This window comes from uncultured Ruegeria sp. (assembly GCF_947497005.1).
Lineage (GTDB): Bacteria > Pseudomonadota > Alphaproteobacteria > Rhodobacterales > Rhodobacteraceae > Ruegeria.
The window spans coordinates 175,437-200,360 of record NZ_CANMFF010000003.1; the positions used below are offsets into that span (position 1 = coordinate 175,437).

The following is a 24,924-nucleotide window of genomic DNA, read 5'->3' on the forward strand; positions in this document are numbered from 1 at the left end:
CTTATTCCAAAGCGTTGCGCGATTGCTGCGACCTGTCAAGCGTCGGCACCTGCTTCCAAACGAAGCACTTCCTCGCGAATGCCGCGCGTCAGGGCGTCCGCAAAGCGGTTCAACCGCTCGTTGCGCTGGTCACCCTGATGTCGGACCAGATAGAAACTGCGGGTCAAACTCACTTGATCCGTCAGGATTTTCCGAAGCCCCGGGTGGAACGGCAACGTGAAATCATGGGCCACGCAAACACCTGTTCCAAGACAGACTTGCCGCAACTGAACCGACACCGAGTTCGATGCAAGAGCGACACGGTCAACGCCAATATCGTTCAGATAATCCAGTTCCCGGTCGAAAATCATATCGGGGATGTAACCGATCAACCTGTGCCCTTCCAGGTCCTTAACCGAACGGATCGGGTCATGGCGTTGCAGATAATCTTCGGTCGCAACCATGTGCAGCTTGTAGTCACTGATTTTCTTCACCAGCAATTGCCCTGCAGTCGGCGCGCTGACCGTCACAGCCATATCCGCTTCGCGTCGGGACAGGTTGATCACCCGCGGCAATGCCAGGATCTGAATATCCAGATCCGGGTTTGCATCACTGATTTTGGCACAAACCTGGGGCAGAAGGTAGTTGGCACTGCCATCCGGCGCACCGATTCGGATTTGCCCGCTGAGTGTTTTCGTCGGTCCGGTGACCGCCCCGGCGGCCGCGCGCATCGCCTCTTCCGCATGCAGCCCATGTTCCAACAGACGCTGTCCGGCCGGGGTCAAAACATAGCCTTGTTGCGACTTGGTGAACAAAGTCGAATCAAGCGTTGCTTCCAGCCGGGCAATACGCCGACCCACAGTGGCAGGATCGATTTTCAGAATCCGGCCCGCAGAAGACAGGCTTTCTTCCCGCGCAACAGCCAGAAAGATTCGCATATCGTCCCAATTCGGGGTCATTTTCTTCCCTTTTGCATTTTTGCAAAACTCTTTTGGGACATTGCCTCTGTTCGTTGGATTTCTGCAAGTCTATTCTGCGCGCAAATCTATCGGAGGAGCTATTGATGCAAGACCTGACCCATTTCCTGAACGGCGAAATGGTCGCCGGAACGTCCGGTCGTTTCGACGACATTTTCAATCCAGCGACGGGCGAAGTTCAGTACAAGTGCCCGATGGCCAGCGTGGCGGAAACCACCGCAGCTATTGAAGCTGCTGCAGCCGCTCAACCTGCGTGGGGGGCGACCAACCCACAGAAACGCGCACGTGTCATGATGGCCATGGTCGGCCTGATGAACCGCGACATGGACAAACTGGCCGAGGCACTGAGCCGCGAGCACGGCAAAACCATCCCTGACGCCAAGGGCGACCTGCAGCGTGGTCTGGAGGTGATCGAATACTGTATCGGCGCACCACAGATGCTGAAAGGTGAGTTCACCGACAGCGCGGGTCCCGGCATCGATATGTATTCAATGCGTCAGCCACTGGGTGTTGTTGGTTCGATCATGCCGTTCAACTTCCCGGCCATGATGCCGCTCTGGCACGTTGGTCCGGCGCTGGCCTGTGGTAACGCCGTGGTCTTGAAACCGTCCGAGCGTGACCCCTCGGTTCCGCTGATGCTGGCCGAGCTGTTCGTCGAGGCTGGCCTGCCCAAAGGCGTTTTCCAGGTTGTGAACGGGGACAAAGAAGCCGTTGACACGATCCTCGACAGCGAAATCATCCAAGGCGTGAGCTTTGTGGGGTCTACCCCGATCGCGCATTATATTTACAGCCGCGCAACCGCCAACGGCAAACGCGCTCAGTGTTTCGGTGGTGCCAAAAACCACATGATCGTCATGCCCGACGCTGACCTGGATCAGGCTGCTGACGCGCTGGTTGGTGCCGGTTTCGGAGCGGCAGGCGAACGTTGCATGGCAGTCTCTGTCGCCGTTCCCGTTGGTGAAGAAACTGCAGACAAACTGATCGAAAAGCTGATCCCGCGCGTGGAAAAACTGAAAGTCGGTCCCTACACTGCGGGCGACGATGTCGATATGGGCCCGGTTGTGACCGCCGCCGCGAAACAGCGCATTCTGGGCCTGATTAACTCGGGTGTCGAACAAGGCGCCAAGCTGGTTGTCGACAACCGCGACTTCAGCCTGCAAGGCTACGAGGACGGCTTCTTTGTCGGCCCGCACCTGTTCGATAACGTGACCCCGGAAATGGATATCTACAAGCAAGAGATATTTGGCCCGGTCCTGTCCACCGTGCGCGCCGGTTCTTATGAAGAAGCGCTGAAACTGGCGATGGATCACGAATATGGCAACGGCACCGCGATCTTCACCCGTGACGGCGACACTGCGCGTGATTTTGCCAGCCGGGTCAATATCGGTATGGTTGGCATCAACGTTCCGATCCCGGTTCCGCTGGCCTATCACACCTTTGGTGGCTGGAAGAAATCCATGTTTGGCGACCTGAACCAGCATGGCGCCGACAGCTTCAAGTTCTATACCCGTACCAAAACTGTGACCGCGCGCTGGCCGTCGGGTATCAAGGAAGGCGGCGAGTTCAACTTCAAAGCCATGGACTGATCCAAAGCATCAAGACTATTGAAACCCGGCCCCTGTGAGGGTCGGGTTTTTTGCATTTTTCCGCCGATTTCACTGCCCAAGCCTCTGTTCACAAGAAATTCAGATCGGGCACTCTGGAAAAATGGGATCATCGCCAATATCTTACCGCCAAAGCATGTATCGAGCATTCAATTTACCGGAGGCAGTCTTGTCCCAATCCCGTATGACCCGCCGTTCCGCCCTGCTGGGCGTTGCATCCTTGATGACGACCCCTGCCCTTGTTCGAGCTCAAAGCGCGGATGCCTTTCCTGAAACGGAAGACGCAATCAGCACTCAGCTGCCGGTACGACGCAATGTATCGTCATTTTCGCAACAAAACTGGCAGGATCATTTTGACGAACTGGGTGTCGGTTGTCTGTTGGCCGATATCACCAGCCGCGCTGTGCACTTTTGGGGGGCCGACGGCACTTACAAACTGTACCCAAGCTCAGTCCCAATGAGCGAAGAGCTCACAAAACGCGGTTACACGAAAGTCGTTCGTAAAACAGAATATCCAAGCTGGACGCCGACAGCATCGATGCGCGAACGGGATCCTTCGCTTCCACTCCGGATGGAGGGCGGTGATCCGGGCAACCCGCTGGGAACCCGCGCTATGTACCTGGGTTGGCCAGCTTACCTGGTCCACGGTACACAGGACACGCGTAAGATCGGTCGCCAGAGTTCGTCTGGATGCATCGGTCTGTACAACCAACATGTCGAAGAACTGTATCCGCTGGTTCAGGTCGGCACACAGGTGCGACTGGTTTGATCGGTCAGCTCTGAATCAAAAAAGCCCCGGTTAAACCTCGGGGCTTTTTTGTTTTCAGAGAAACAGTTTTATTCCGGCAGGATAACCGCGTCGACCACATGGATCACGCCATTGCTGGCTTCAATATCTGCTTGTACGACTTTTGCGTCGTTCACCTTGACGCCGTTCTTGGCGTTGACGCTTAACCGGTCACCCTGAACGGTCAGAACCTTTGCGCGCTTGCCGGCAATATCACTGGACATTACCTTGGCCGGGACCACGTGATAGGTGAGGATCGATACCAGTTGATCCTTGTTTTCGGGCTTCAAAAGAGTCTCCACCGTGCCCTCGGGTAATGCAGCAAAAGCTTCATCGGTAGGAGCGAATACGGTGAACGGGCCATCTCCTTTAAGGGTATCAACCAGACCTGCGGCCTGAACGGCGGCGACCAGAGTGTTGAATGAACCCGCTGCAACTGCGGTGTCAACAATATCTGCGGCCTGTGCCTTGAGTGGTATAGCAAACGCAATTGCGGCGGCGGCACCCATAAATGTACGACGGAACATGGCTGTCTTCTCCTCTCCAGCTTGTTATGGAAAGGGGTACGGGACTTCGGCCGGACCGGATCATTCTGAGATCAATTTTCTTTGAGCTGCACCCAGATGCTTTGCGCGCGCCCATCGGCGAGAAACGGCAAAGCCTTTACTGCATCCGGGCGGTCCTGTTGCAGGTAGTATCCCGGCCAAAGCATTGAATACGCACCAGATTGCAACAACGCGTGCAGCATGTACTGTTCCCCCCAGCCGGGGCAGTCATAAAAGAACCGTTTGGGGTATTCATAGGGCAGGAAAACATCATGGACATGGATCACCACACCGGGCTTCAGCGTCGGAATGATGCGGCAAAACAGATGCGCAACGTCGTTGCTCATGCGTACAACATGGCTGGAATCGATGAACAGAATGTCTCCGGCCTCCAGTTCGGCAAACAACGCCGGATCGGTCTCTTCCAGGCGTTTTTGCTCGAACCGATCGACCACATGGGCGATGTCTGCGCGAGGATATGGGTCGATCGCCGTTATGGTGGTGTCCAGCTTACCATCGATGATCGCTTGCCGGGTCACACGAGTTGAATTGCCGCATCCGACCTCGATCACACGTTTGGGCTGAAAACGGCGGATCATCAGATACAAAGCATCCGCATCCGGGCTATCATAATAGCCGTTATTTGTACGATAGCCGGTCTGGTTGCGCGTTGGGTCTTTCAACGCCTCCAACGCTGCCTTATGACATTCGAATTCCGCCAAAAGCCGAGAGATATCGAACCCCTCCATCCCAGGTGACGGCGCATAGGCAGGACGTGTCAGCCCACCTGCCTTCTCGAAAGCCTCCAGTCGCGCCCGTTCATCCTGTTCCGTGACTTTATCAACCAGTTTCACCCCCAACTCCTCAAGGGCGGCGTTGATCTTTGGAAATTTTCTGGGTTTCAAGGCGCAGGCTCCGCAATCTGTGTTGCAACGTTCCTTACCGCTGCTGACCGTGCCTCTGCAAGGACAAGCGGGCAAACCCTTGGCAAAACGTCAATTTCCGTATTCACTGTTTGAACTAAAAAATGCGAGGGCCGCCATGCAGCAGGATTTTACGCTTGGGATCGAAGAAGAATATCTTTTGGTCAACCGAGACAGCCTACAATTGTCCGAAGCCCCCGAAGCGCTGATGGAGGCCTGCCAGAACGATTTCGAAGGTCAAGTCAGCCCCGAATTCCTGCAATGTCAGATAGAGGTCGGCACCCGGCCGCACACCACCGTCGCATCTGCACGAGAAGATCTGAAACGTCTGCGCTCCTGCGTGTCTAAACGGGCCGCCGAATACAACTTGTCGCCGATCGCCGTATCGTGTCACCCGTTCGCCAATTGGAAAGACCAGCATCACACCCGTAAAGAACGGTATGACGCGCTGCAACATGCGTTGGGTGGTGTTGCCCGCCGTATGCTGATTTGCGGAATGCATGTGCATGTTGGGGTCGCGGACCCTGCCCTGCGCGCCGATCTGATGCCGCAATTGTCGTATTTCCTGCCGCATCTTCTGGCGCTGTCCACTTCCTCTCCCTATTGGAATGGCGAGGATACCGGTCTGTCTTCGTACCGTCTGACGGTGTTCGATAACCTGCCCCGCACCGGGCTGCCACCGGTTTTTGCCAGTTGGGGCGAGTATGAGCGGACCACAGGTATTCTGGTTGAGCTTGGGGTCATCGAAGATACCACCAAGATCTGGTGGGATCTGCGCCCATCTCATCGTTTTCCAACGCTTGAGACGCGGATTATGGACGTTCAGCCTCGGCTGGAGCACACTTTGTCCATGGCGGCACTGGTGCAGGCCTTGACGCGAATGCTATGCCGCCTGAAGGACCGCAACCTGCGTTGGCGCCAATATGATCGTTTTCTGATCAGTGAAAACCGCTGGCGCGCGCAGCGATATGGCGTCGGTGAAGGGCTGATTGATTTCGGCGACCGCTCGATCAAACCCATGTCCGAGTTGATTGGCGACCTGATGGGAATGCTGGCCGAAGATGCCGAGACCTTGGGCACCATGACAGAGCTGGCGAGATTGCAGCAGATTGCTGAAAACGGCACCTCGTCCACGCGTCAGCGCCGGGTACATGCAGAAGCCACGGCACGTGGGGATGATCCCGGTCAGGCCGTCGTTCGCCATCTGATCGAAGAATTTCATGCCGATCTGTGATCAGACGCGGCAATAAATCCCTACTGCTGCGACTCATTGTTGAGCCTGCAAAATTTCTGTAAGAATTCAGAAATAAACAACTGTTCAATTCAGTGCCGACGGGAGGGAGCGCCATGGATTTCGCACTCAGCGAGGAGCAAACAGCCATATTCGACATGGCAAAGGCGTTTGGGCAGGAACACATCGCACCTTTCGCACGCCAATGGGAAGACGACGGCACCATTCCCAAGACCCTGTGGCCGCAGATCGGAGAGCTTGGTTTCGGTGCACTTTACGTGTCCGAGGACAGCGGCGGATCAAATCTGACCCGTCTTGACGCAACGCTGGTGTTTGAGGCTCTTTCTATGGCCTGCCCTTCGGTTGCGGCCTTTCTGTCGATCCACAACATGTGCGCCAAGATGTTGGATACATTTGCAGATAATGATCTCAAAGCTCGCATCATGCCTGACGTACTGAGCCTGAATACGGTTCTGAGCTACTGCCTGACCGAGCCCGGTTCCGGTTCTGACGCCGCAGCGCTGAAAACCCGCGCCGAACGCACCAATGAAGGGTATACGTTGAACGGCACCAAGGCCTTTATTTCGGGTGGTGGGTATTCGGACGCTTACGTCTGCATGGTACGCACAGGTCAAGATGGCCCCAAGGGTATCTCGACCGTTTATGTCGAAGACGAAACGCCGGGGCTCAGCTTTGGCGCGCTGGAACAGAAAATGGGGTGGAAAAGCCAGCCGACCGCGCAGGTTCAGTTCGATGACTGCAAAATTCCGGCAGGCAATCTTGTTGGCACTGAAGGTGACGGGTTCAAATACGCGATGATGGGTCTGGATGGCGGGCGGCTCAACATTTCGGCCTGTTCGCTGGGGGCCGCGCAGACCGGGCTGGATATGACATTGCAATATATGTCCGAGCGCAAGGCCTTCGGCCAATCCATTGATCAGTTTCAGGCCCTTCAATTCCGTCTGGCGGATATGGAAATCGAGTTACAGGCCGCGCGCATCTTCTTGCGTCAGGCGGCGTGGAAACTGGATCAGGGCGCGCCGGATGCCACGAAATTTTGCGCCATGGCCAAGAAATTCGTAACCGAAACCGGATCAAAGGTGGTGGATCAATGCCTGCAACTGCACGGAGGCTATGGCTATCTTGCGGATTACGGCATCGAAAAACTTGTGCGCGATCTTCGCGTGCATCAGATATTGGAAGGCACAAACGAAATCATGCGTGTGATCGTCTCGCGCCAGATGCTCACCAATCGCTGAGGCTCTAATGTCAAATATCGAAATCCGCGCCACGGGTCGTGCAGGACGCATCACCCTGAACCGCCCTCACGCACTGAACGCATTGAGCTACGACATGTGCATGGCCATTGACACGGCTCTGCGCAACTGGCGTGAAGACGACGCCGTCGATCTGATCATCCTGGACGCCGAGGGAGACAAAGCCTTTTGCGCGGGCGGAGACATTGCCGAACTTTATGAAACCGGCACCAAGGGCAATTACGCGTATGGTCAGAAATTCTGGCGCGACGAATACCGCCTGAATGCTCTGATCTTCGAATACCCCAAACCGGTCATCAGTTTTCTTCAGGGCTTTACCATGGGTGGTGGTGTCGGCATCGGATGCCACGGCAGCCATCGCGTCGTCGGAGAAAGCTCAAAGATTTCCATGCCCGAATGCTCTATCGGTCTGGTGCCGGATGTTGGCGGAACGCTGATGCTGGCGCTTGCGCCGGGGCGACTGGGTGAGTTCCTGGGGACCACAGGATTTAGAATGGGACCTGCGGACGCCATCCTTGCGGGATTTGCAGACCATTTCATCCCGCAGTCGCAATGGTCCGATCTGATCGAAATGCTGGAAGCGTCTGGAAATGCAGAACTGGCAACCGAACACGCCGAAACGCCACGCGATGGTGAATTGGCAGGGTTGCAAACCGAAATCGATCAGCATTTTTCCGGCGAAACACTAAGCGACATCCTGACCAGCCTACGCAGTAGAGATCAGAAGTTTTCGACGAAAACTCTGGGAAAAATAACGAAGAACGCGCCGCTTTCCGCCGCCTGCACGATCGAGATGTTACACCGACTACGCGGCCCGTCCCTGACCATGCGGCGCGCTTTGGATATGGAATACCGCTTCACCTTTCGGTCAATGGAACATGGTGATTTTCTGGAAGGTATCCGCGCGCAGATCATTGACAAAGACCGCAAACCGAATTGGCAGTTTCCCGATATGGACGTCCCTTTGGTGGCTGTGTCGAACATGTTGCAGCCGTTGGGCGAGGACACCCTGACTTTTGAGGAGGACTAAGAGATGCAGATCGGGTTCATAGGGCTGGGAAACATGGGCGCACCCATGGCGGCCAATCTGGCAAAGGCCGGGCATCAGGTTCTTGGTTTTGACACTGCAGGTGTCACCGTGAACGGGGTTACTCAGGCAGAAACGGCCGCCGAGGCCGTCGCTTCGGCGGATGCTGTCATCACAATGCTGCCAAATGGTGCGATCCTACGGGCAGTTGCGGATCAGGTCATTCCCGCCATGGCGAAAGGCGCCGTGTTGATTGACTGCTCGACAGTCGACGTAGACAGCACACGTGAAGTCGCAGAACAGGCTGCTGGCGCTGACCTGTTGTCGGTCGACGCGCCAGTATCGGGCGGTATCGGCGGTGCATCTGGTGGTACGCTAACCTTTATGGCTGGGGGATCAGAAGCCGCCTTTGCCAAGGCTGCTCCTCTGTTCGATATCATGGGACAAAAGGCGGTTCACTGCGGTGAAGCCGGGGCTGGTCAGGCTGCAAAGATCTGTAACAACATGATCCTGGGCGTCACCATGATCGCCACTTGCGAGGCTTTTGCCCTGGCCGACAAACTGGGTCTGGACCGCCAGAAAATGTTCGACGTAGTCAGCACATCATCCGGGTACAGCTGGACGATGAACGCCTATTGTCCGGCCCCTGGTGTCGGCCCGCAAAGCCCGGCTGACAATCATTACACGCCTGGCTTTGCGGCAGAGTTGATGCTGAAAGACCTGCGTCTCAGCCAACAAGCCGCGGACAGCGCTGATGCGGATACCCCGATGGGACAGGTCGCGACTTCGCTTTACGAACAATTCGTCGAGAACGAAGACGGTTTAGGCCGTGACTTCAGCGCCATGCTGCCTCGGTTCGAAAAACGCGGACGCAAATAGACGTCTGAGCGGCATCTTGCTCAGAGATTTGACAGTCTCTCAGCAAACGGCCACCTAAGGTCATGTACAACAGCCGTTTTAGGCCTGTTCGCAAAGGACTGTGACATGACGAAACTCTTGGTAACGACGGTCACGTTGGCTGCATTTTTGTTTACGCCTGCCCTTGCAATGGCCAAGAACAAGGCCGGGCATTGCCCACCGGGTCTGGCCAAGAAATCAGTTCCGTGCGTTCCACCGGGCCAAGCGAAAAAAATCTATGGAAATGGTGACTTCATCCGCGACGATTATCGCTGGGTCGATAACCCCTATCGCTATGGGTTGAACCGAAACTATTCCTATGTTCGCGCAGGTGATTACGTGTACCGGGTCGACCCCGACACACGCAAAGTTTTGAACCTCATCGGTGCGGTTGCGGACATTCTGAACTGAAACAGCGCTAAATTTGTCTATTCAGCCGCAACACGCGCACCATCCAGCATTGACTTCAGGTACTGCCCGGTATGGCTGCACTCAACAGCGGCCACATCTTCGGGTGTTCCGGTTGCCACAACCTCACCACCACCGTCGCCGCCTTCCGGGCCAATATCAATAATATGATCAGCAGTTTTGACCACATCCAGATTGTGTTCGATCACCACAACAGTATTGCCCTGATCAACCAGTTCGTGCAGCACTTCCAATAGCTTGCGCACATCTTCGAAATGCAGCCCCGTCGTTGGTTCGTCCAGGATATAAAGCGTACGCCCGGTCGAGCGTTTCGACAATTCCTTGGACAGCTTCACACGCTGCGCCTCACCACCGGACAATGTCGTGGCCTGCTGACCAACCTTGATGTAACCCAGCCCGACGCGGGCCAGCGCGTCCATTTTATCGCGGATTGATGGTACGGCCTTGAAGAACTCCTGGGCGTCTTCCACTGTCATATCAAGTACATCCGCGATGGACTTGCCCTTGAACTTGATCTCAAGCGTCTCACGGTTGTACCGGGCCCCTTTGCAGGTTTCACAGGTGACATAGACATCGGGCAAAAAGTGCATCTCGATCTTGATGACCCCGTCACCCTGACAGGCCTCGCACCGGCCTCCTTTGACGTTAAAACTGAAGCGACCGGGCTTGTAGCCCCGCGCCTTCGCCTCGGGCAATCCGGCAAACCAATCCCTTATTGGAGTGAAAGCCCCCGTGTAAGTCGCTGGATTTGAACGAGGAGTTCGCCCAATCGGGCGCTGGTCGATGTCGATGACCTTGTCCAGATGTTCAAGCCCTTTGATCGTCTCACACGGCGCAGGCGTCTGCCGCGCACCGTTCAGCCGCATCGATGCCGTTTTGAACAATGTCTCAATGGTCAGGGTCGATTTACCACCACCGGACACTCCGGTGACACAAACGAACTTGCCCAAGGGAAATTCGGCCGTGACATTTTTCAGATTGTTGCCCGTAGCCTTCACCACGGTCACTTTCTGCTTCTTCCCTTTGCGACGCTCGGCCGGGACCGCGATTTCACGTGTTCCGGCTAGGTACTGACCGGTGATCGAGGCCGCATCAGCAGTGATTTCAGAAGGTGTTCCCTGGCTGACCACCTGCCCGCCATGCACACCCGCGCCAGGACCAATGTCGAAAACATAGTCCGCCTCGCGGATGGCTTCTTCATCGTGTTCCACGACGATGACGGTATTGCCCTGATCACGAAGGTTCTTCAGCGTTCCCAGCAACCGGTCGTTGTCACGCTGATGGAGGCCAATCGACGGCTCGTCCAGCACGTATAGAACCCCGGTCAAGCCCGAGCCGATCTGGCTGGCCAGACGAATACGCTGGCTTTCGCCACCCGAGAGAGTCCCACTTGAGCGCGACAGTGTAAGGTATTCCAAACCAACGTTATTCAGGAAACCTAAACGTTCTCGAATCTCTTTCAGGATCGCCCGCGCGATCTCGTTTTTCTGAACGCTCAGGTGCTTTGGTGCCTCTTCAACCCAGGCCAAAGCTTCGCGGATCGACATTTGCACTACCTGACCGACATGCAGCCCGGCAATCTTTACCGCCAAAGCTTCAGCTCGCAGACGATACCCTTCACAAGTGCCGCAGGAGCGGTTGTTCTGATACCTCTCGAATTCTTCGCGGATCCACGCGCTGTCTGTCTCGCGATAGCGACGCTCCATATTCGGGATCACGCCCTCGAAACTGCGGGTCACCTGGTAGACCCGCCCACCTTCGTCATAGCGGAACTGAATCTCTTCTTCACCAGATCCGCGCAGGAAAACTTCCTGCACCTTTTTGGGCAGGTCTTTCCAAGGCGTGTTTTTGTCAAACTCATAGTGGCGGGCAATAGCTTCGATGGTTTGCAGGAAGTACGGCGACTTGCCCTTGCGCCACGGCGCCAAGGCCCCGTCATACAGCTTCAGCGTCTGATCCGGCACGACGAGCCGTTCATCAAAGAACAGTTCAACCCCCAACCCGTCGCAATCCGGGCAGGCCCCAAACGGCGCATTGAACGAAAATAGACGCGGTTCGATTTCAGGGATCGTAAAACCGCTGACCGGACAGGCAAAATTTTCACTGAAGGTGATCCGTTCCGGGTCACCTTCACGTGGCGCAGTTTCCAGAATTGCGATCCCGTCTGCCAAATCCAGAGCGGTGCGCAGACTATCAGCCAGACGCGTCTCCATCCCTTCACGAACGACCAAGCGGTCGACGACGACATCGATATCGTGACGGAATTTCTTGTCTAACGTGGGTGGCTGATCCAGTTCATGGAACTCGCCGTCCACTTTCACGCGCTGAAAACCCTGCTTGCGAAGTTCAAGGAATTCCTTCCGGTATTCACCTTTCCGGTCGCGCACGATCGGGGCAAGCAGATAGCCCCGTGTGCCCTCCTGCATCGTCATGATCCGGTCAACCATGTCCTGCACCTGTTGCGCCTCGATCGGTTGCCCGGTGGCCGGGCTGTAGGGCGTACCCGCGCGGGCGAAGAGCAAACGCAGATAGTCATAGATTTCGGTAACAGTGCCCACTGTCGAACGCGGGTTCTTGGAGGTTGTTTTCTGCTCGATGGAGATCGCCGGGGACAAGCCGCTGATGTGATCGACATCGGGCTTTTCCATCATGTCGAGAAACTGCCGCGCATAGGCCGACAGACTTTCGACGTAACGGCGCTGACCTTCAGCGTAAATAGTGTCAAACGCTAGCGAGGACTTACCCGAGCCCGACAAACCGGTGATCACCACCAGCTGATCCCGAGGGATATCGACGTCGATGCCCTTGAGGTTATGCTCACGCGCGCCGCGCACCTCGATATTCTTCAGCTCAGCCATTTCCGGCCCCCAACAAACAAGTGGTTAAGAGATAGGCGAGCTTGCCTGAGTCTCCAACAAAAAAGTTAGAACATTTAGTGAACGTACAGGTTTTCGCCGACCAAATCAAACTGCGATCAAAAAATAGATTATTCCGACGCAGTGCTTCATGGCCAATGGTTGATTTTGGGAAGATAATGGCGCGGTTGACGGGGCTCGAACCCGCGACCCCCGGCGTGACAGGCCGGTACTCTGACCAACTGAGCTACAACCGCGCATCTCTTTCACGGCCTTTATCCTGGACCAAGGTTGGCAGCAGTGGCGCGGTTGACGGGGCTCGAACCCGCGACCCCCGGCGTGACAGGCCGGTACTCTAACCATCTGAGCTACAACCGCCCGCTGCATGTTCATTGCTGAACGTTTGGGTGTATTATGGCTACGGTCGGGCAGCGTCAAGCGGCGTTTTGAAGTTTTTTGTCAGAATCCAGTTTTTTGTTCACGAGCTGTTTTTGCTCCTGCGAACAGGTCAATTTTACTTGCAGCAAATTCTTTGGAAAGATATGACCGCGTCCCATGGGTGATTAGCTCAGTGGTAGAGCGCTTCGTTCACATCGAAGATGTCAGGAGTTCAAATCTCTTATCACCCACCATTCCCTTCTTGGAATTTCGTTTAAAACCAGTGGGCTTGCCACGTCGGGTTTACGGCGACTATCGTGACCTATTTGACCCAAAAAATGGTCACACGCAGAGGCTGAACTCATAATGACGGGGTTAAAGCGAGACATTGGCCTATTAGGGCTTACCTTCATCTCAGTTGGAGGGATCATAGGCTCGGGCTGGTTATTCGGGCCTCTACTGGCAGTTCAGCACGCTGGGCCTGCGGCTGTAATCTCATGGATTATTGGCGCGGTTGCCATGTTCATATTGGCAATCACCTTCGCCGAGATTTCCGCCATGCTTCCCATTCCGGGCGGGATTGCGCGTGTGCCACAGTTTTCGCATGGCAACATCGTGTCGATGGCCATGGGGTGGACGGCCTGGATCGGCTATAACACTACAGCGCCAATTGAAGTGGAGGCCATGTTGAAATACCTCGCGCCTTACGCGCCTTGGCTGCATACGGCTGAGACGGGCGATCTGACCGGGGCAGGTGTTTTCGTCGCGTTGGTTTTCATGCTGTTGTTCGTCGCCGTGAACGCGCTTGGGGTCAAGTTTTTCACACGGGTTAACGCAGCGCTTACATGGGTAAAAATCGCCATCCCTGTGGTCCTGTCAATTCTGCTTATCACAAGCCGATTCAACGTTGAGAACTTCACCCAGCCGGAAGGGTTTGCACCTTACGGCTTGCAAGGGATCATGGCCGCTGTTTCAACCGGAGGTGTTATCTTTTCGTTCATAGGTTTTCGCCATGTGGTCGATATGGCAGGCGAAGTTCGAAATCCGCAATTTGCCATTCCAGCCGCCTTGGTGCTGTCGATTGTCATGTGCGCCGCCATTTACCTTGGCCTGCAAGTGGCTTTCATCGGCGCGCTGGACCCTTCTATGTTATCCAAAGGGTGGGCACAGTTGCGCTTTGGTGGCGAGGGTCCATTGGACGCGGTTATCATGTCCGTTGGCTTGGTTTGGTTTCTGAGCCTGCTGAATGTCGGGTCTGTGATCGGCCCCTTCGGCAACGGGCTAGTTGCAACCGGGTCGAATGCCCGTATCGCCCTCGCCCTCTCGCAAAATGGGTTCCTGCCCAAACGACTACAAACCTTATCATCATTCGGGGTCCCCTTGTGGGCGCTTGCAATGAACTTCCTGATCGGAACGCTGTTCTTGCTGACAGTGCCCTTTACCACCGTCATTGCTTTGAACGGTGCGGCCATCGTCTTGTCATTTGCTGTCGGACCGGTTGCGGTGGTTTGTCTGCGGGATCTTTTACCTGAACATCCTCGGTCGATCCGCATACCGTCCGTTCGCCTTGTCGCGCTGTCTGCCTTTACCATTGCCACGTTAATTGTCTATTGGAGCGGATGGGACACGGTCTGGCGGCTTGGCATCGCGCTGATCGTCGGCATGGTTCTGTTGCTTATCCGTTTCCGAGGGCGTTTAGACGAAATGGATGTTACCGAGGCCTTGTGGCTGATGCCTTACTTCGCCGGTCTTGGGTTTATCTCTTTCCTTGGGCAGTTTGGAACCGGATCGTTGAAGCAAATTCCGTTTGGATGGGATATTCTGCTTTGCATCCTGTTTTCATCAATCATCTTCGTTCTTGCGGTCCGCTCAGCGCTTTCGCAAGAAAAGTTCAAAGAATACATCGCTGAAGAAGAGATACTTGATCCAAAGAAGCCCGTCGTTGGATTGTAAAAAGGCGGAGCAATTGCCCCGCCTTTTTCATTCGTTCAATCCGTCTTCTTAGTGTGCAGTGGCCGATGGCCCGGTCGCTTCGGGCGAGGCAGCTGCGGCCGCCGCAGCCTCCTCGGCGGCTTCGTCCCATTCAATCGGTTCGGGAGTGCGCACCAGAGATTGCTCCAGAACTTCCGAGACGTGCTTTACCGGGATGATCTTCAAACCTTCCTTCACATTGTCCGGGATATCCGCCAGATCCTTTTCGTTTTCCTCTGGGATCAGGACGGTCTTGATGCCCCCGCGCAGCGCAGCCAGCAGTTTCTCTTTCAAACCGCCAATCGGCATTGCATTCCCACGCAGCGATACTTCACCCGTCATGGCGATGTCCTTGCGTACCGGAATTCCAGTCAGAACCGAAACGATCGATGTCACCATCGCCAGACCCGCTGACGGACCATCCTTGGGCGTTGCACCATCCGGCACGTGCACGTGGATGTCCAGCTTGTCGAACTTTGGTGGTTTCACACCGATTTTGGGCGAGATCGAACGGACATAGGATGAGGCCGCGTCGATGGATTCCTTCATCACATCGCCCAACTTACCGGTGGTCTTCATCCGCCCCTTACCGGGTAGTTTCAGCGCCTCGATTTGCAGCAGATCACCCCCGACCGACGTCCAGGCCAATCCAGTCACAACACCGATCTGATCATCCTGCTCGGCCAGGCCATATCGGAACTTCGGAACCCCCAGAAACTCATCCAGGTTTTCCGGCGTGACCTTAACGGTTTCCGCCTGTTTCTTGATGATCTTGGTCAGCGACTTCCGCGCCACCTTGGCGATTTCACGTTCGAGGTTCCGCACACCCGCCTCGCGGGTATATGTGCGGATCATCTTCTGCAGCGCTGCATCGGTCAGTTCAAATTCCTTGTCTTTCAGACCGTGGTTTTTGACCTGCTTGCCGATCAGGTGTTGCTTGGCAATCTCGCTTTTCTCGTCCTCGGTGTAGCCGGCCAGCGGGATAATCTCCATCCGGTCGAGCAGAGGCCCGGGCATGTTGTAGCTGTTCGACGTGGTCAGGAACATTACGTTGGACAGGTCATACTCGACCTCCAGATAGTGATCCATGAACGTGCTGTTTTGTTCTGGGTCCAACACTTCAAGCATCGCCGAAGCCGGGTCGCCACGGAAATCCTGCCCCATCTTGTCGATTTCATCCAACAAGATCAGCGGATTCGTGGTTTTGGCCTTTTTCAGCGCCTGAATAATCTTGCCCGGCATCGACCCGATATAGGTCCGACGGTGGCCACGGATCTCGGATTCGTCGCGCACACCACCCAGCGAAATGCGAATGAACTCGCGTCCAGTTGCACGTGCAACCGACTTACCCAGTGAAGTTTTACCCACACCCGGAGGGCCGACAAGGCACATGATCGGGCCTTTCAGCTTTTTCGAACGCTGTTGAACCGCCAGATACTCAACGATCCGCTCTTTGACCTTCTCAAGGCCATAGTGATCGGCATCCAGAATGTCCTGAGCGCGCGCCAGATCCTTTTTGACGCGGGATTTGGTGCCCCACGGCAATGCGAGAATCCAGTCCAGATAATTGCGCACAACCGTGGCTTCGGCCGACATCGGCGACATGTTCTTGAGCTTCTTCAGCTCGCCTTCGGCCTTTTCCAGCGCTTCTTTCGACAGCTTTGTCTCAGCGATCTTGGCTTCCAGTTCCGCAACCTCATTGCCGCCGTCTTCACCATCGCCAAGCTCTTTCTGAATGGCCTTCATCTGTTCATTCAGATAATATTCGCGCTGCGTCTTTTCCATCTGGGATTTAACGCGCGTCTTGATCTTTTTCTCGACCTGCAGAACCGACATTTCGCCCTGCATCAGGCCATAGACCTTCTCGAGCCGCTCACTGACGGACAAGGTTTCCAGCAGTTCCTGTTTTTGCTCAACCTCGATGCCCAGATGACCCGACACAAGGTCAGCCAACTTTGCGGGCTCTGTGGTTTCACCCACGGCGGTCAGAGCTTCTTCCGGAATGTTCTTACGCACTTTGGCATAGCGTTCGAACTCATCCGTGACCGTTCGCAACAGGGCTTCAGTCGTGGTGACGTCACCGGGAATTTCGGTCAGATATTCGGCTCGGGCTTCGAAGAAGTCCTGGTTTTCAAGGAATTCCGTGATCTGCACCCGCGCCTGACCTTCGACCAGCACCTTCACGGTTCCATCGGGCAGCTTCAGCAGTTGCAGCACATTGGCCAATACGCCTGCACGATAAATCCCATCTTCATCGGGATCATCAACGCCTGGATCAATCTGGCTGGACAAAAGAATTTGCTTGTCATCCTGCATCACCTCTTCCAGGGCGCGGACCGATTTGTCACGGCCTACGAAAAGCGGCACGATCATATGTGGAAACACCACAATATCGCGCAGCGGCAGGACGGGGTATGAGGAATTCAGAGGCTCTTGCATGCTCTATCCTTATCGTTGGCAAGACGGCTCCTGTCCCTCATCGAGGCAACACTTGGCCGTCTCCTGTCTTGGACGATAAAGGTGGGGCCTCATCGCCCTTTTTCAACCTTACCGCCATGTATCGTCATTCAGAATGAACCGAGGTTTGACCGACTGCAAGGCGTCCCGCGAACATATCCACCGAAATTGACACAACGCTCCTGAGTGCAGCGTAATTTTTAGGTCAGAACACCCGTTGCACCGCGCGTGACAGGAAGAATCCATGGCCGTTCCGGTTGCGACATTCCAGTCCCTTGGTGGAAGAGCTGCAGGTGAACCCTCCAAAGTTTTCGGTGGCTCCGTATTCCGCCCGGCCTTGTGCATCTCTATTTCGGCTCAGAGGTTGGCACAACATTTCAACTGAACCGGTATCGAACATCAGGAAGTCATGCCCCCAGTCAGATTGACAATTCGCCGGTCGCGGCATGGCGGGCTGGCCCGATTTCTCGATGATCGTGCATTGGATGTCAGAGGAATCTGCACTTAAACCAACCGAACACTGAATGTTCTCAGATGGGGTTTCAAAACTCCAAACGTCTGAAGTGGCGGGTGTGGCGCTCAAAAGCACGGCGCCCAGAAAAAGGCGAAACATAAAAAATCTCCGGGTCACAAACTAAAATAGTATTGCTTGAAGTGACCCAAGATTACTGGAAAACTACGCAATTGTCACCTGAAGGGAGAACTTACAAGGGCTCGATATCCCCCTGCGCGCGCTGCGCATGGAACTCGGCCTGCCAAGCCTCAAAGGTACCTGCCGCAATCGCATCGCGCATGCCCTGCATGATTTCCTGAAAGTAATGCAGGTTATGCCAGGTCAGCAACATGCCCGATATCATCTCATTGGCGCGGAAAACATGGTGCAGATAGGCCCGCGAGTAACTCGAACAGGCCGGACATGTGCAATTCTCATCCAGCGGACGCAGGTCGTCAGCATGTCGCGCGTTCTTGATGTTCACAACACCGTAGCGCGTGAACACCTGCCCCGTGCGCCCGGACCGCGAAGGCAAAACGCAGTCCATCATGTCGATCCCACGCGCGACGGCACCGACAATATCGTCCGGCTTTCCGACGCCCATCAGATATCGCGGCTTATCCTTGGGTAGGAATTCGGGCGCATAATTGAGACAAGAGAACATGGCCTCCTGCCCCTCGCCCACGGCCAAACCACCAACGGCGTACCCTTCGAAGCCGATCTTTTTTAACGCCTCGGCGCTTTCTTCGCGCAAATCTTGTTCAAGACCACCCTGCATAATGCCGAAAAGCGCATGACCCGGACGATCCCCGAATGCTTCACGCGACCGTGCGGCCCAACGCATCGACAGGCGCATGGACTCGGCAATCCGGTCCCGGTCGGCTGGCAGCGCGGGACACTCGTCGAAACACATGACAATATCCGAGCCCAACAGGCGCTGAATCTCCATCGACCGTTCCGGAGTCAGCTCATGTTTTGACCCGTCGATATGGGATTTGAAGGTCACACCTTTTTCAGTCAGCTTGCGCAGCCCGGCCAGCGACATGACCTGAAATCCGCCGGAATCCGTCAGAATAGGACGTTCCCAGTTCATGAACTTATGCAACCCGCCCAAACGGTCAATCCGTTCCGCAGTTGGGCGCAGCATCAGGTGATAGGTGTTACCCAGCAGAATATCCGCTCCGGTCGCCCGGACGCTCTCAGGCATCATCGCCTTGACCGTAGCTGCGGTGCCAACGGGCATAAAGGCCGGCGTACGTACATCGCCGCGGGGCGTGCTGATCACGCCGGTGCGGGCCTTGCCGTCAGTGGCCTTCAGGTTAAATGAGAATTGCAGGGTCATATCATCGCCTCGGATCGCCGAACCGGGCAGGCTTTGCCCGATCCGATTGGTCTTTGCAACCCATCAAGGCAGCGAGGCAACGCGTTCCGTAAACAGACGAACAACCCCTGCCCCATCCACATTACGACAGACACGAACCACGGAACGCGCAGGATCAGGCTGCGTCGCCCCCAACCGGTCTCCTTCGGTCTCGACCCGCAGGCCCGTTTCAACCATGTTGAACATTGACCCGTGAGAACACGCGATCACGGCGGTTGAATCGTGCAACCCGCACCCTTCCAATCCGCCAACTTCTCTATAGAAGTTCAGGTAGAAGCGAGAGATGTCACGCAGGAAAGCCCCCATGTCAGGCGAGCGTCTTGCCAAATCCTCGAAATCCGCAGTCTCGTAGAGCGTTTTTAATGTGACATCCAACCCGACCAAAACGGTGTCGGGCGGAGCGGAAAAGACCTCATCGGCCGCGAGGGCATCGTGATAGATATTGGCCTCAGCATGTTCAGTGATGTTGCCTGAACAGAATACAGCGCCGCCCATGATCACCAGTTGACCTAGATTACCGGTAAATTCCGGGTCCAACCGCATGGCGTTGGCAATGTTGGTCAATGGTCCGACTGCACAAACGACCAGCTCACCTTTGTGTATCCGGGCCATCTCAACCAGAAACTCTGCGGCTGGAAGATCATGGTTCGATCCGATCTCGAGAATCTCGGTCAGGTCACCAAATCCCTCGGGGCCGTGTACATGTTCAGACGGTGCGTGCGTGTCAGACCCCAGCGGGTACGCGGCCCCTTCTGCAACCGGAATGTCCAGACCCAGCTTGTTCAAAAGGAACCGGGCATTGCGACTGGATTGGTGAACATGTGTATTGCCGAATACTGTGGTCAGGCCGATCAGGTCAATTTCAGGTGCGGCGACAGCATAGGCGATGGCCATGGCATCGTCGATGCCGGGATCTGTGTCGATAATCAGTTTCATCCTAGCCCGATACCGCAATCAAGCCGGGATGCAAAGCAGCCACAGAGGCCATATTCAAAGTCGCATTCCCATATTGGGACATTTGCATCCGGTTGTTTACCCTCCATACCAGAGTTGAAATTGGGCGACTCAACCCCCATATGTATACCATAGTACACAATAATAATAAGAGGACAGAATGACCGAAGAACAGATCATCGGATTACTTTCATCAAACATCATTTACCTGCTGGCCGCGGTGCTGGTGGTTATCGTTATTCTCAAGGGCATCAAGATTGTGCCTCAATCCGAGAAATACGTGGTCGAACGGTTCGGACGGCTGCATTCCGTGCTTGGCCCCGGCATCAACTTTATTGTCCCTTTTCTGGACGTTGCGCGCCACAAGATCTCGATCCTCGAACGTCAGTTGCCAAATGCAACGCAGGACGCAATCACCAAAGACAACGTACTGGTTCAGATCGATACGTCGGTCTTCTATCGTATTCTTGAGCCAGAAAAGACGGTTTATCGAATCCGTGACGTCGATGGTGCGATTGCGACCACTGTGGCCGGTATCGTCCGCGCCGAGATCGGCAAGATGGACCTGGACGAAGTACAATCTAACCGGTCACAACTGATTGATCGCATTCAGGAAAGCGTTGAAACCGCCGTTGATGACTGGGGGATCGAAGTCACCCGGGCCGAAATTCTGGACGTAAATCTGGATCAGGCCACCCGCGACGCGATGCTGCAACAGCTGAACGCTGAACGCGCCCGCCGTGCGCAGGTGACCGAAGCCGAAGGTCAGAAGCGCTCTGTTGAACTGCAGGCTGATGCTGAGCTCTATGCGGCAGAACAAACCGCCAAGGCGAGACGTATTCAAGCCGAGGCCGAAGCTTACGCGACCGGCGTTGTAGCCAAGGCAATTCAGGACAACGGGATCGAGGCGGCTCAGTATCAGGTTGCGTTGAAGCAGGTTGAAGCGCTGAACGCTTTGGGCAACGGTACTGGCAAGCAAACCATTGTCGTACCCGCCAATGCGCTTGAAGCCTTTGGTGACGCGTTCAAGATGCTCAAAGGAGGAAAATGATGGCTGACCCGTTCTGGCTGACCTGGTGGATCTGGCTGGCCGCCGCGCTGGCACTGGGTATCCTGGAAATCGTTCTGCCCGGATTCATTTTTCTGGGCTTTGCAATCGGGGCGGCGATTACGGGTCTTATCCTTTTCATTCCCGGTCTGACATTGTCGCTGCATGTTCTTGCGCTGATCTTCGCAGTGCTTTCGCTAATCGCATGGCTTGTTCTGCGCAAGCTTTTTGCCTTGCCGCATGGTCAGGTCAAAACCTTCACGCACGATATCAATGACTAAATTGCCGCGGCGCCCACTTGGGCGTCGCTGCCCCACTGGACGCTGTTGCGGGTATTCCCTATATAATCACTCAGGCAACTGACCCGAGGCAAAGATGACTCACCCGAGCGAACAGTTTGAAGGCACACCGCTGATTGCGCCGTCAACGATTGAACACCCTCTTTATGAACCGGTGGTCGATGCGTGCCGCACGGTCTACGATCCGGAAATTCCGGTTAATATCTATGACCTTGGGTTGATTTACACGATCGACATTGCGGCCGACAACGCAGTGAAGGTCATCATGACCTTGACGGCACCTGGATGTCCGGTCGCTGGCGACATGCCCGGCTGGATCATGGAGGCCATCGAACCCGTTGCAGGCGTCAAAGAGGTTGACGTTGAACTGACTTGGGAACCGCCCTGGGGCATGGAAATGATGTCCGACGAGGCTCGTCTGGAACTGGGTTTTATGTAGCTACCTGGCACTGCGCCCTGGCCAACTATCACAAAACATTGGCACTTTCGTTACTCAATCGTGCGGTACCTGTCACAAAATTAGCGGAAAATGCTTTCGGACGGCATTAACGGATGCTGTGCCTCGGGCCGGGTTCGCTATGATCGCCCCCCGATTCCCCGGCTCAGGAACTGGGACCGTTCTTGCCCGAGAACGGTCCTTTCCTTTCTTGCACACGAAATGGCGATTACTTCAGATTGCAGGTTTCTTTGATTTCTGCGGCTCTGGCGTCCAGCTGTTTTACATAGTCGCCAGACAGCATTTGAAGCCTTTTGTGTTCGGTACCGGTGACCAAGCCCAATAGCGCCCCAGCAGGAGTGATAGCGGCGACACTTTCCAATTGTTTGTCCTCCGCGTGTTTCTTTTCAGCCTCAATGGCACGCAAGTCCCCTTCTGCAGTCGCACAGTTCACTGGATGCCTTTCGGCCTCCGTGGCCGCTGAAACGCCCGCAGACACCAAGCATGCAAACACCGCAAATAGCACCGGCCTGTGTGGCGATACTTTAACAACACCCCGCAAAACATTCATATCAATAACCTTTCCCATCAAACGCCAAGAACGCGCATTGCTCCGTTACGTCTCTGCAACCAATGCTAAGCCTGCATTCCGTGCCAAAGCAAGTTACGGTTCCACAAAACAGAAAGGCCAATCACCTCAGCAAATTCAATTTCTTTACCCCTCATCGACTTGAGCCCGGGGGCCTTGGACCTTAGATTAGACGTAGCGCGCGAAATTGGAGATTTATATGTTCGGCATTCCCGGCAAACAGGCTGTGACCATTACGCCTAAAGCCGCAGAGCAGATCACCCGCCTGATGAGTTCAGGTGGCCACGCTGGCTTGCGCATTGGCGTAAAAAAAGGCGGCTGTGCAGGCATGGAATATACCATGGAATATGTCGATCAGTCAGATCCTCATGACGAAGTCGTCGAACAAGACGGCGCACGCATCATGATTGCACCCATGGCGCAAATGTTCCTGTTTGGAACCGAAATCGACTATGAAGTGTCCTTGTTGGAGGCGGGTTTCAAATTCAAGAACCCTAACGTTGTCGATGCTTGCGGCTGCGGAGAGTCTATAAAGTTCGACGAGAACATCGCTCAGCAAAGCTAAACGGGCATCGCAATTCAGCTTGTTCGCCTCGCCTGGTGGCCCAGTCGGCGATTTATGCATCTGAGCCTATCCTGCGCGCAGAATTGTAAGATGGTCTCGACAATGTTATCCGCATCCTTAAATCACCGAATGATCAGGGAGATACGGATATGCGGCGAAAGCTGGCGGCTGGAAACTGGAAAATGAATGGCACCGGCGCAGAGCTCAGTGAATTGAAAGCGCTGTCTCAACACCATCCCAAAGCATCAGTCGATATCCTGATTTGCCCCCCGGCCACATTGCTCAGCCGCGCATCAGTTGCGATACAAGGAACTGCAATCTCTGTCGGTGGACAGGATTGCCATGCAGCGACGTCAGGCGCACATACCGGAGATATCAGCGCGGAAATGCTGGTGGATGCCGGTGCGACCTCGGTCATTCTGGGCCATTCCGAACGTCGTGTGGATCATGGCGAGCATGATGAAGATGTGCGCACCAAGGCCCGTGCAGCGATGGAAGCCGGATTGAAGACGATCATCTGTGTCGGTGAAAGCCTAGAGCAGCGTGAGGCAGCTAACACGCTCGACATCATTGGCGGCCAGATGTCCGGTTCGATCCCTGATCTGTCCACCGGCGAGAACCTGATCGTGGCTTATGAACCGATCTGGGCGATTGGCACCGGAAAAGTCCCAACCCTGGAAGAAATCGGAGAGGTTCACGACTTCATGCGTGCACGACTGGAGCGTCGCTTTGGAGAAGGTGTGGGCCGTTCCGTCCGCCTACTCTATGGTGGTTCCGTGAAACCCGGGAATGCGCCCGACATCTTCGCAGTTTCGAATGTCGATGGTGCACTGGTGGGCGGGGCCAGCCTGAAGGCTGCAGATTTCTCAGGCATTGTTCAGGCGCTGGAAAGCGTCTGAAAAGCTTTATTCTGCAATATCTTCGGCCCAGAGTTCTGGCTTTTCTTCAATAAACCGTTGCATTAGTGCGATGCAGTCGGGGTCATCGACAATGATCACTTCGACCCCGCGTTCACGCAGAAAGTCTTCGTTGCCGCCGAAATTCAGTGTGTCACCGATCACCACGCGCGGGATTCCGAACTGAACGATGGTGCCCGAACACATCATGCAGGGTGACAGCGAGGTGTACAGGACCGTATCGCGATACGTTTTCTGACGCCCTGCCTTGCGCAGAGCGTCCATTTCACCATGTGCAATCGGATCGCCGCCCTGCACGCGCTGATTGCGGCCTTGCGATACGAGCTCGCCGCCTCTGACAAGAACCGAACCGATGGGGTTCCACCCTCATCAAATCCGGCTTTGGCCTCCTGATAGGCCATACGTAGCAGGTGTTTGTCAGTCTCGCTCAGCATTCTGAGCTCCATTCAGTGGGTTTCCTACAGCCTGCCCAAGAGCACAGCCAGGGTCAATGAAGGGCTTATGCCAGCTTCATTACAATCAAGCCGGTCACTATCAAAACCGCTGCAAATACACGCATTGGGGTCAGCGCCTCGCCCAAAAAAAGAATACCCAGCGTAAACGCCCCGACCGCTCCGATTCCGGTCCAGATGGTGTAGGCCGTGCCCAAAGGCAGATCGCGCATCGCCAGAGCCAGCAGACCGAAAGAGCCGACCATCGAAACGCCCATAACGGCCGTAGGCCACAAACGTGTGAAACCAGCCGATTGCTTCATGGCAACCGCCCAGACGATTTCCAACAGGCCAGCAATTAAAAGAAAAATCCAGGGCATAAGGCAACCTCGCATCCGTTCGGGTCGTCCCGAATGATGTCCCAAAATGGGGAGGTCGTCCTCTGAACTCCAGATATGAACCCGGCACGTGGAT

The 24,924-nt window shown here is 55.2% G+C and carries 23 protein-coding genes, 3 tRNA genes and 1 pseudogene; 14 read left to right on the plus strand and 13 right to left on the minus strand.

Annotation, left to right across the window (positions count from 1 at the left end; translation table 11 throughout):
• Positions 1 to 35: 35 nt before the first annotated feature.
• A complete protein-coding gene (locus Q0816_RS05680; protein WP_298848504.1) occupies positions 36 to 938 on the minus strand; it encodes a LysR family transcriptional regulator in 903 nt (300 codons plus the stop codon).
• Positions 939 to 1,042: 104 nt separating this feature from the next.
• On the opposite strand from Q0816_RS05680, the gene Q0816_RS05685 reads away from it, so the two are divergent.
• Positions 1,043 to 2,542, plus strand: a complete 1,500-nt coding sequence (locus Q0816_RS05685) for a CoA-acylating methylmalonate-semialdehyde dehydrogenase (RefSeq protein ID WP_298848505.1) — start codon at positions 1,043 to 1,045, stop codon at positions 2,540 to 2,542.
• 202 nt (positions 2,543 to 2,744) lie between these two features.
• On the plus strand, positions 2,745 to 3,329 hold the full coding sequence (locus Q0816_RS05690; RefSeq protein ID WP_298848878.1) for a L,D-transpeptidase: 585 nt from the start codon (positions 2,745 to 2,747) through the stop codon (positions 3,327 to 3,329).
• A gap of 68 nt (positions 3,330 to 3,397) precedes the next feature.
• Here the strand turns inward: Q0816_RS05690 and Q0816_RS05695 are convergent, their stop codons facing one another.
• Complete coding sequence (locus Q0816_RS05695; RefSeq protein WP_298848507.1) at positions 3,398 to 3,874, minus strand: fasciclin domain-containing protein; 477 nt, start codon at positions 3,872 to 3,874, stop codon at positions 3,398 to 3,400.
• A gap of 71 nt (positions 3,875 to 3,945) precedes the next feature.
• Complete coding sequence (locus Q0816_RS05700) at positions 3,946 to 4,797, minus strand: class I SAM-dependent methyltransferase (protein WP_298848509.1); 852 nt, start codon at positions 4,795 to 4,797, stop codon at positions 3,946 to 3,948.
• 136 nt (positions 4,798 to 4,933) lie between these two features.
• On the opposite strand from Q0816_RS05700, the gene Q0816_RS05705 reads away from it, so the two are divergent.
• The 5 genes from Q0816_RS05705 to Q0816_RS05725 all read left to right on the plus strand — a co-directional run bounded on the left by Q0816_RS05705 (position 4,934) and on the right by Q0816_RS05725 (position 9,658).
• Complete coding sequence (locus Q0816_RS05705) at positions 4,934 to 6,049, plus strand: carboxylate-amine ligase (RefSeq protein WP_298848511.1); 1,116 nt, start codon at positions 4,934 to 4,936, stop codon at positions 6,047 to 6,049.
• Positions 6,050 to 6,162: 113 nt separating this feature from the next.
• Entirely contained in the window at positions 6,163 to 7,305 is a 1,143-nt protein-coding gene (locus Q0816_RS05710; protein ID WP_298848514.1) for an acyl-CoA dehydrogenase family protein, read from the plus strand.
• A 7-nt stretch (positions 7,306 to 7,312) separates the two neighbouring features.
• Complete coding sequence (locus tag Q0816_RS05715) at positions 7,313 to 8,353, plus strand: enoyl-CoA hydratase/isomerase family protein (protein ID WP_298848516.1); 1,041 nt, start codon at positions 7,313 to 7,315, stop codon at positions 8,351 to 8,353.
• A 3-nt stretch (positions 8,354 to 8,356) separates the two neighbouring features.
• A complete protein-coding gene (gene mmsB, locus Q0816_RS05720) occupies positions 8,357 to 9,229 on the plus strand; it encodes a 3-hydroxyisobutyrate dehydrogenase (RefSeq protein ID WP_298848518.1) in 873 nt (290 codons plus the stop codon).
• A 105-nt stretch (positions 9,230 to 9,334) separates the two neighbouring features.
• Positions 9,335 to 9,658 carry a hypothetical protein gene (locus tag Q0816_RS05725; RefSeq protein ID WP_298848521.1) on the plus strand — a complete coding sequence of 108 codons (324 nt, stop codon included), beginning with the start codon at positions 9,335 to 9,337 and terminating at the stop codon, positions 9,656 to 9,658.
• A 17-nt stretch (positions 9,659 to 9,675) separates the two neighbouring features.
• Here Q0816_RS05725 and uvrA read toward each other — a convergent pair whose 3' ends face one another.
• From uvrA to Q0816_RS05740, 3 genes are all read right to left on the minus strand, one after another.
• The gene (uvrA, locus tag Q0816_RS05730) at positions 9,676 to 12,534 is read right to left on the minus strand and encodes an excinuclease ABC subunit UvrA (RefSeq protein WP_298848522.1); all 2,859 of its coding nucleotides are present in this window, start codon (positions 12,532 to 12,534) and stop codon (positions 9,676 to 9,678) included.
• A 177-nt stretch (positions 12,535 to 12,711) separates the two neighbouring features.
• Positions 12,712 to 12,788, minus strand: a tRNA-Asp gene (locus Q0816_RS05735).
• Between the two features lie 44 nt (positions 12,789 to 12,832).
• Positions 12,833 to 12,909, minus strand: a tRNA-Asp gene (locus Q0816_RS05740).
• A gap of 179 nt (positions 12,910 to 13,088) precedes the next feature.
• Here Q0816_RS05740 and Q0816_RS05745 point away from each other — a divergent pair.
• Positions 13,089 to 13,163 (plus strand) — tRNA-Val (locus Q0816_RS05745).
• 112 nt (positions 13,164 to 13,275) lie between these two features.
• Entirely contained in the window at positions 13,276 to 14,862 is a 1,587-nt protein-coding gene (locus Q0816_RS05750; RefSeq protein ID WP_298848524.1) for an APC family permease, read from the plus strand.
• Between the two features lie 48 nt (positions 14,863 to 14,910).
• On the opposite strand, the gene lon is transcribed toward Q0816_RS05750, so the two are convergent.
• The 4 genes from lon to Q0816_RS05770 all read right to left on the minus strand — a co-directional run bounded on the left by lon (position 14,911) and on the right by Q0816_RS05770 (position 20,147).
• The gene (lon, locus tag Q0816_RS05755; protein ID WP_298848527.1) at positions 14,911 to 17,319 is read right to left on the minus strand and encodes an endopeptidase La; all 2,409 of its coding nucleotides are present in this window, start codon (positions 17,317 to 17,319) and stop codon (positions 14,911 to 14,913) included.
• Between the two features lie 223 nt (positions 17,320 to 17,542).
• A complete protein-coding gene (locus tag Q0816_RS05760; RefSeq protein ID WP_298848528.1) occupies positions 17,543 to 17,950 on the minus strand; it encodes a DUF6636 domain-containing protein in 408 nt (135 codons plus the stop codon).
• A gap of 91 nt (positions 17,951 to 18,041) precedes the next feature.
• A complete protein-coding gene (tgt, locus tag Q0816_RS05765; protein ID WP_298848530.1) occupies positions 18,042 to 19,172 on the minus strand; it encodes a tRNA guanosine(34) transglycosylase Tgt in 1,131 nt (376 codons plus the stop codon).
• 63 nt (positions 19,173 to 19,235) lie between these two features.
• Positions 19,236 to 20,147, minus strand: coding sequence for a nucleoside hydrolase (locus Q0816_RS05770; RefSeq protein ID WP_298848532.1), 912 nt, complete (start codon positions 20,145 to 20,147; stop codon positions 19,236 to 19,238).
• A gap of 178 nt (positions 20,148 to 20,325) precedes the next feature.
• On the opposite strand from Q0816_RS05770, the gene Q0816_RS05775 reads away from it, so the two are divergent.
• From Q0816_RS05775 to Q0816_RS05785, 3 genes are all read left to right on the plus strand, one after another.
• Positions 20,326 to 21,216: an SPFH domain-containing protein gene (locus Q0816_RS05775; RefSeq protein WP_298848533.1), complete on the plus strand. Its 891-nt coding sequence runs from the start codon at positions 20,326 to 20,328 to the stop codon at positions 21,214 to 21,216.
• On the plus strand, positions 21,216 to 21,494 hold the full coding sequence (locus Q0816_RS05780) for a hypothetical protein (protein WP_298848535.1): 279 nt from the start codon (positions 21,216 to 21,218) through the stop codon (positions 21,492 to 21,494). The genes Q0816_RS05775 and Q0816_RS05780 overlap by 1 nt, the downstream gene beginning before the upstream one ends.
• A gap of 94 nt (positions 21,495 to 21,588) precedes the next feature.
• Positions 21,589 to 21,951, plus strand: a complete 363-nt coding sequence (locus Q0816_RS05785; protein ID WP_298848537.1) for an SUF system Fe-S cluster assembly protein — start codon at positions 21,589 to 21,591, stop codon at positions 21,949 to 21,951.
• A gap of 226 nt (positions 21,952 to 22,177) precedes the next feature.
• Here the strand turns inward: Q0816_RS05785 and Q0816_RS05790 are convergent, their stop codons facing one another.
• Positions 22,178 to 22,537 carry a hypothetical protein gene (locus Q0816_RS05790; RefSeq protein ID WP_298848539.1) on the minus strand — a complete coding sequence of 120 codons (360 nt, stop codon included), beginning with the start codon at positions 22,535 to 22,537 and terminating at the stop codon, positions 22,178 to 22,180.
• 199 nt (positions 22,538 to 22,736) lie between these two features.
• On the opposite strand from Q0816_RS05790, the gene Q0816_RS05795 reads away from it, so the two are divergent.
• Positions 22,737 to 23,102: an iron-sulfur cluster assembly accessory protein gene (locus tag Q0816_RS05795; RefSeq protein ID WP_298848540.1), complete on the plus strand. Its 366-nt coding sequence runs from the start codon at positions 22,737 to 22,739 to the stop codon at positions 23,100 to 23,102.
• Positions 23,103 to 23,251: 149 nt separating this feature from the next.
• Positions 23,252 to 24,001 carry a triose-phosphate isomerase gene (gene tpiA, locus Q0816_RS05800; RefSeq protein WP_298848541.1) on the plus strand — a complete coding sequence of 250 codons (750 nt, stop codon included), beginning with the start codon at positions 23,252 to 23,254 and terminating at the stop codon, positions 23,999 to 24,001.
• A gap of 6 nt (positions 24,002 to 24,007) precedes the next feature.
• Here the strand turns inward: tpiA and Q0816_RS05805 are convergent.
• Positions 24,008 to 24,453 (minus strand): annotated as a pseudogene (locus Q0816_RS05805) (nucleoside deaminase).
• A gap of 65 nt (positions 24,454 to 24,518) precedes the next feature.
• Positions 24,519 to 24,830, minus strand: coding sequence for a multidrug efflux SMR transporter (locus tag Q0816_RS05810; protein ID WP_298848543.1), 312 nt, complete (start codon positions 24,828 to 24,830; stop codon positions 24,519 to 24,521).
• Positions 24,831 to 24,924 lie beyond the last annotated feature (94 nt).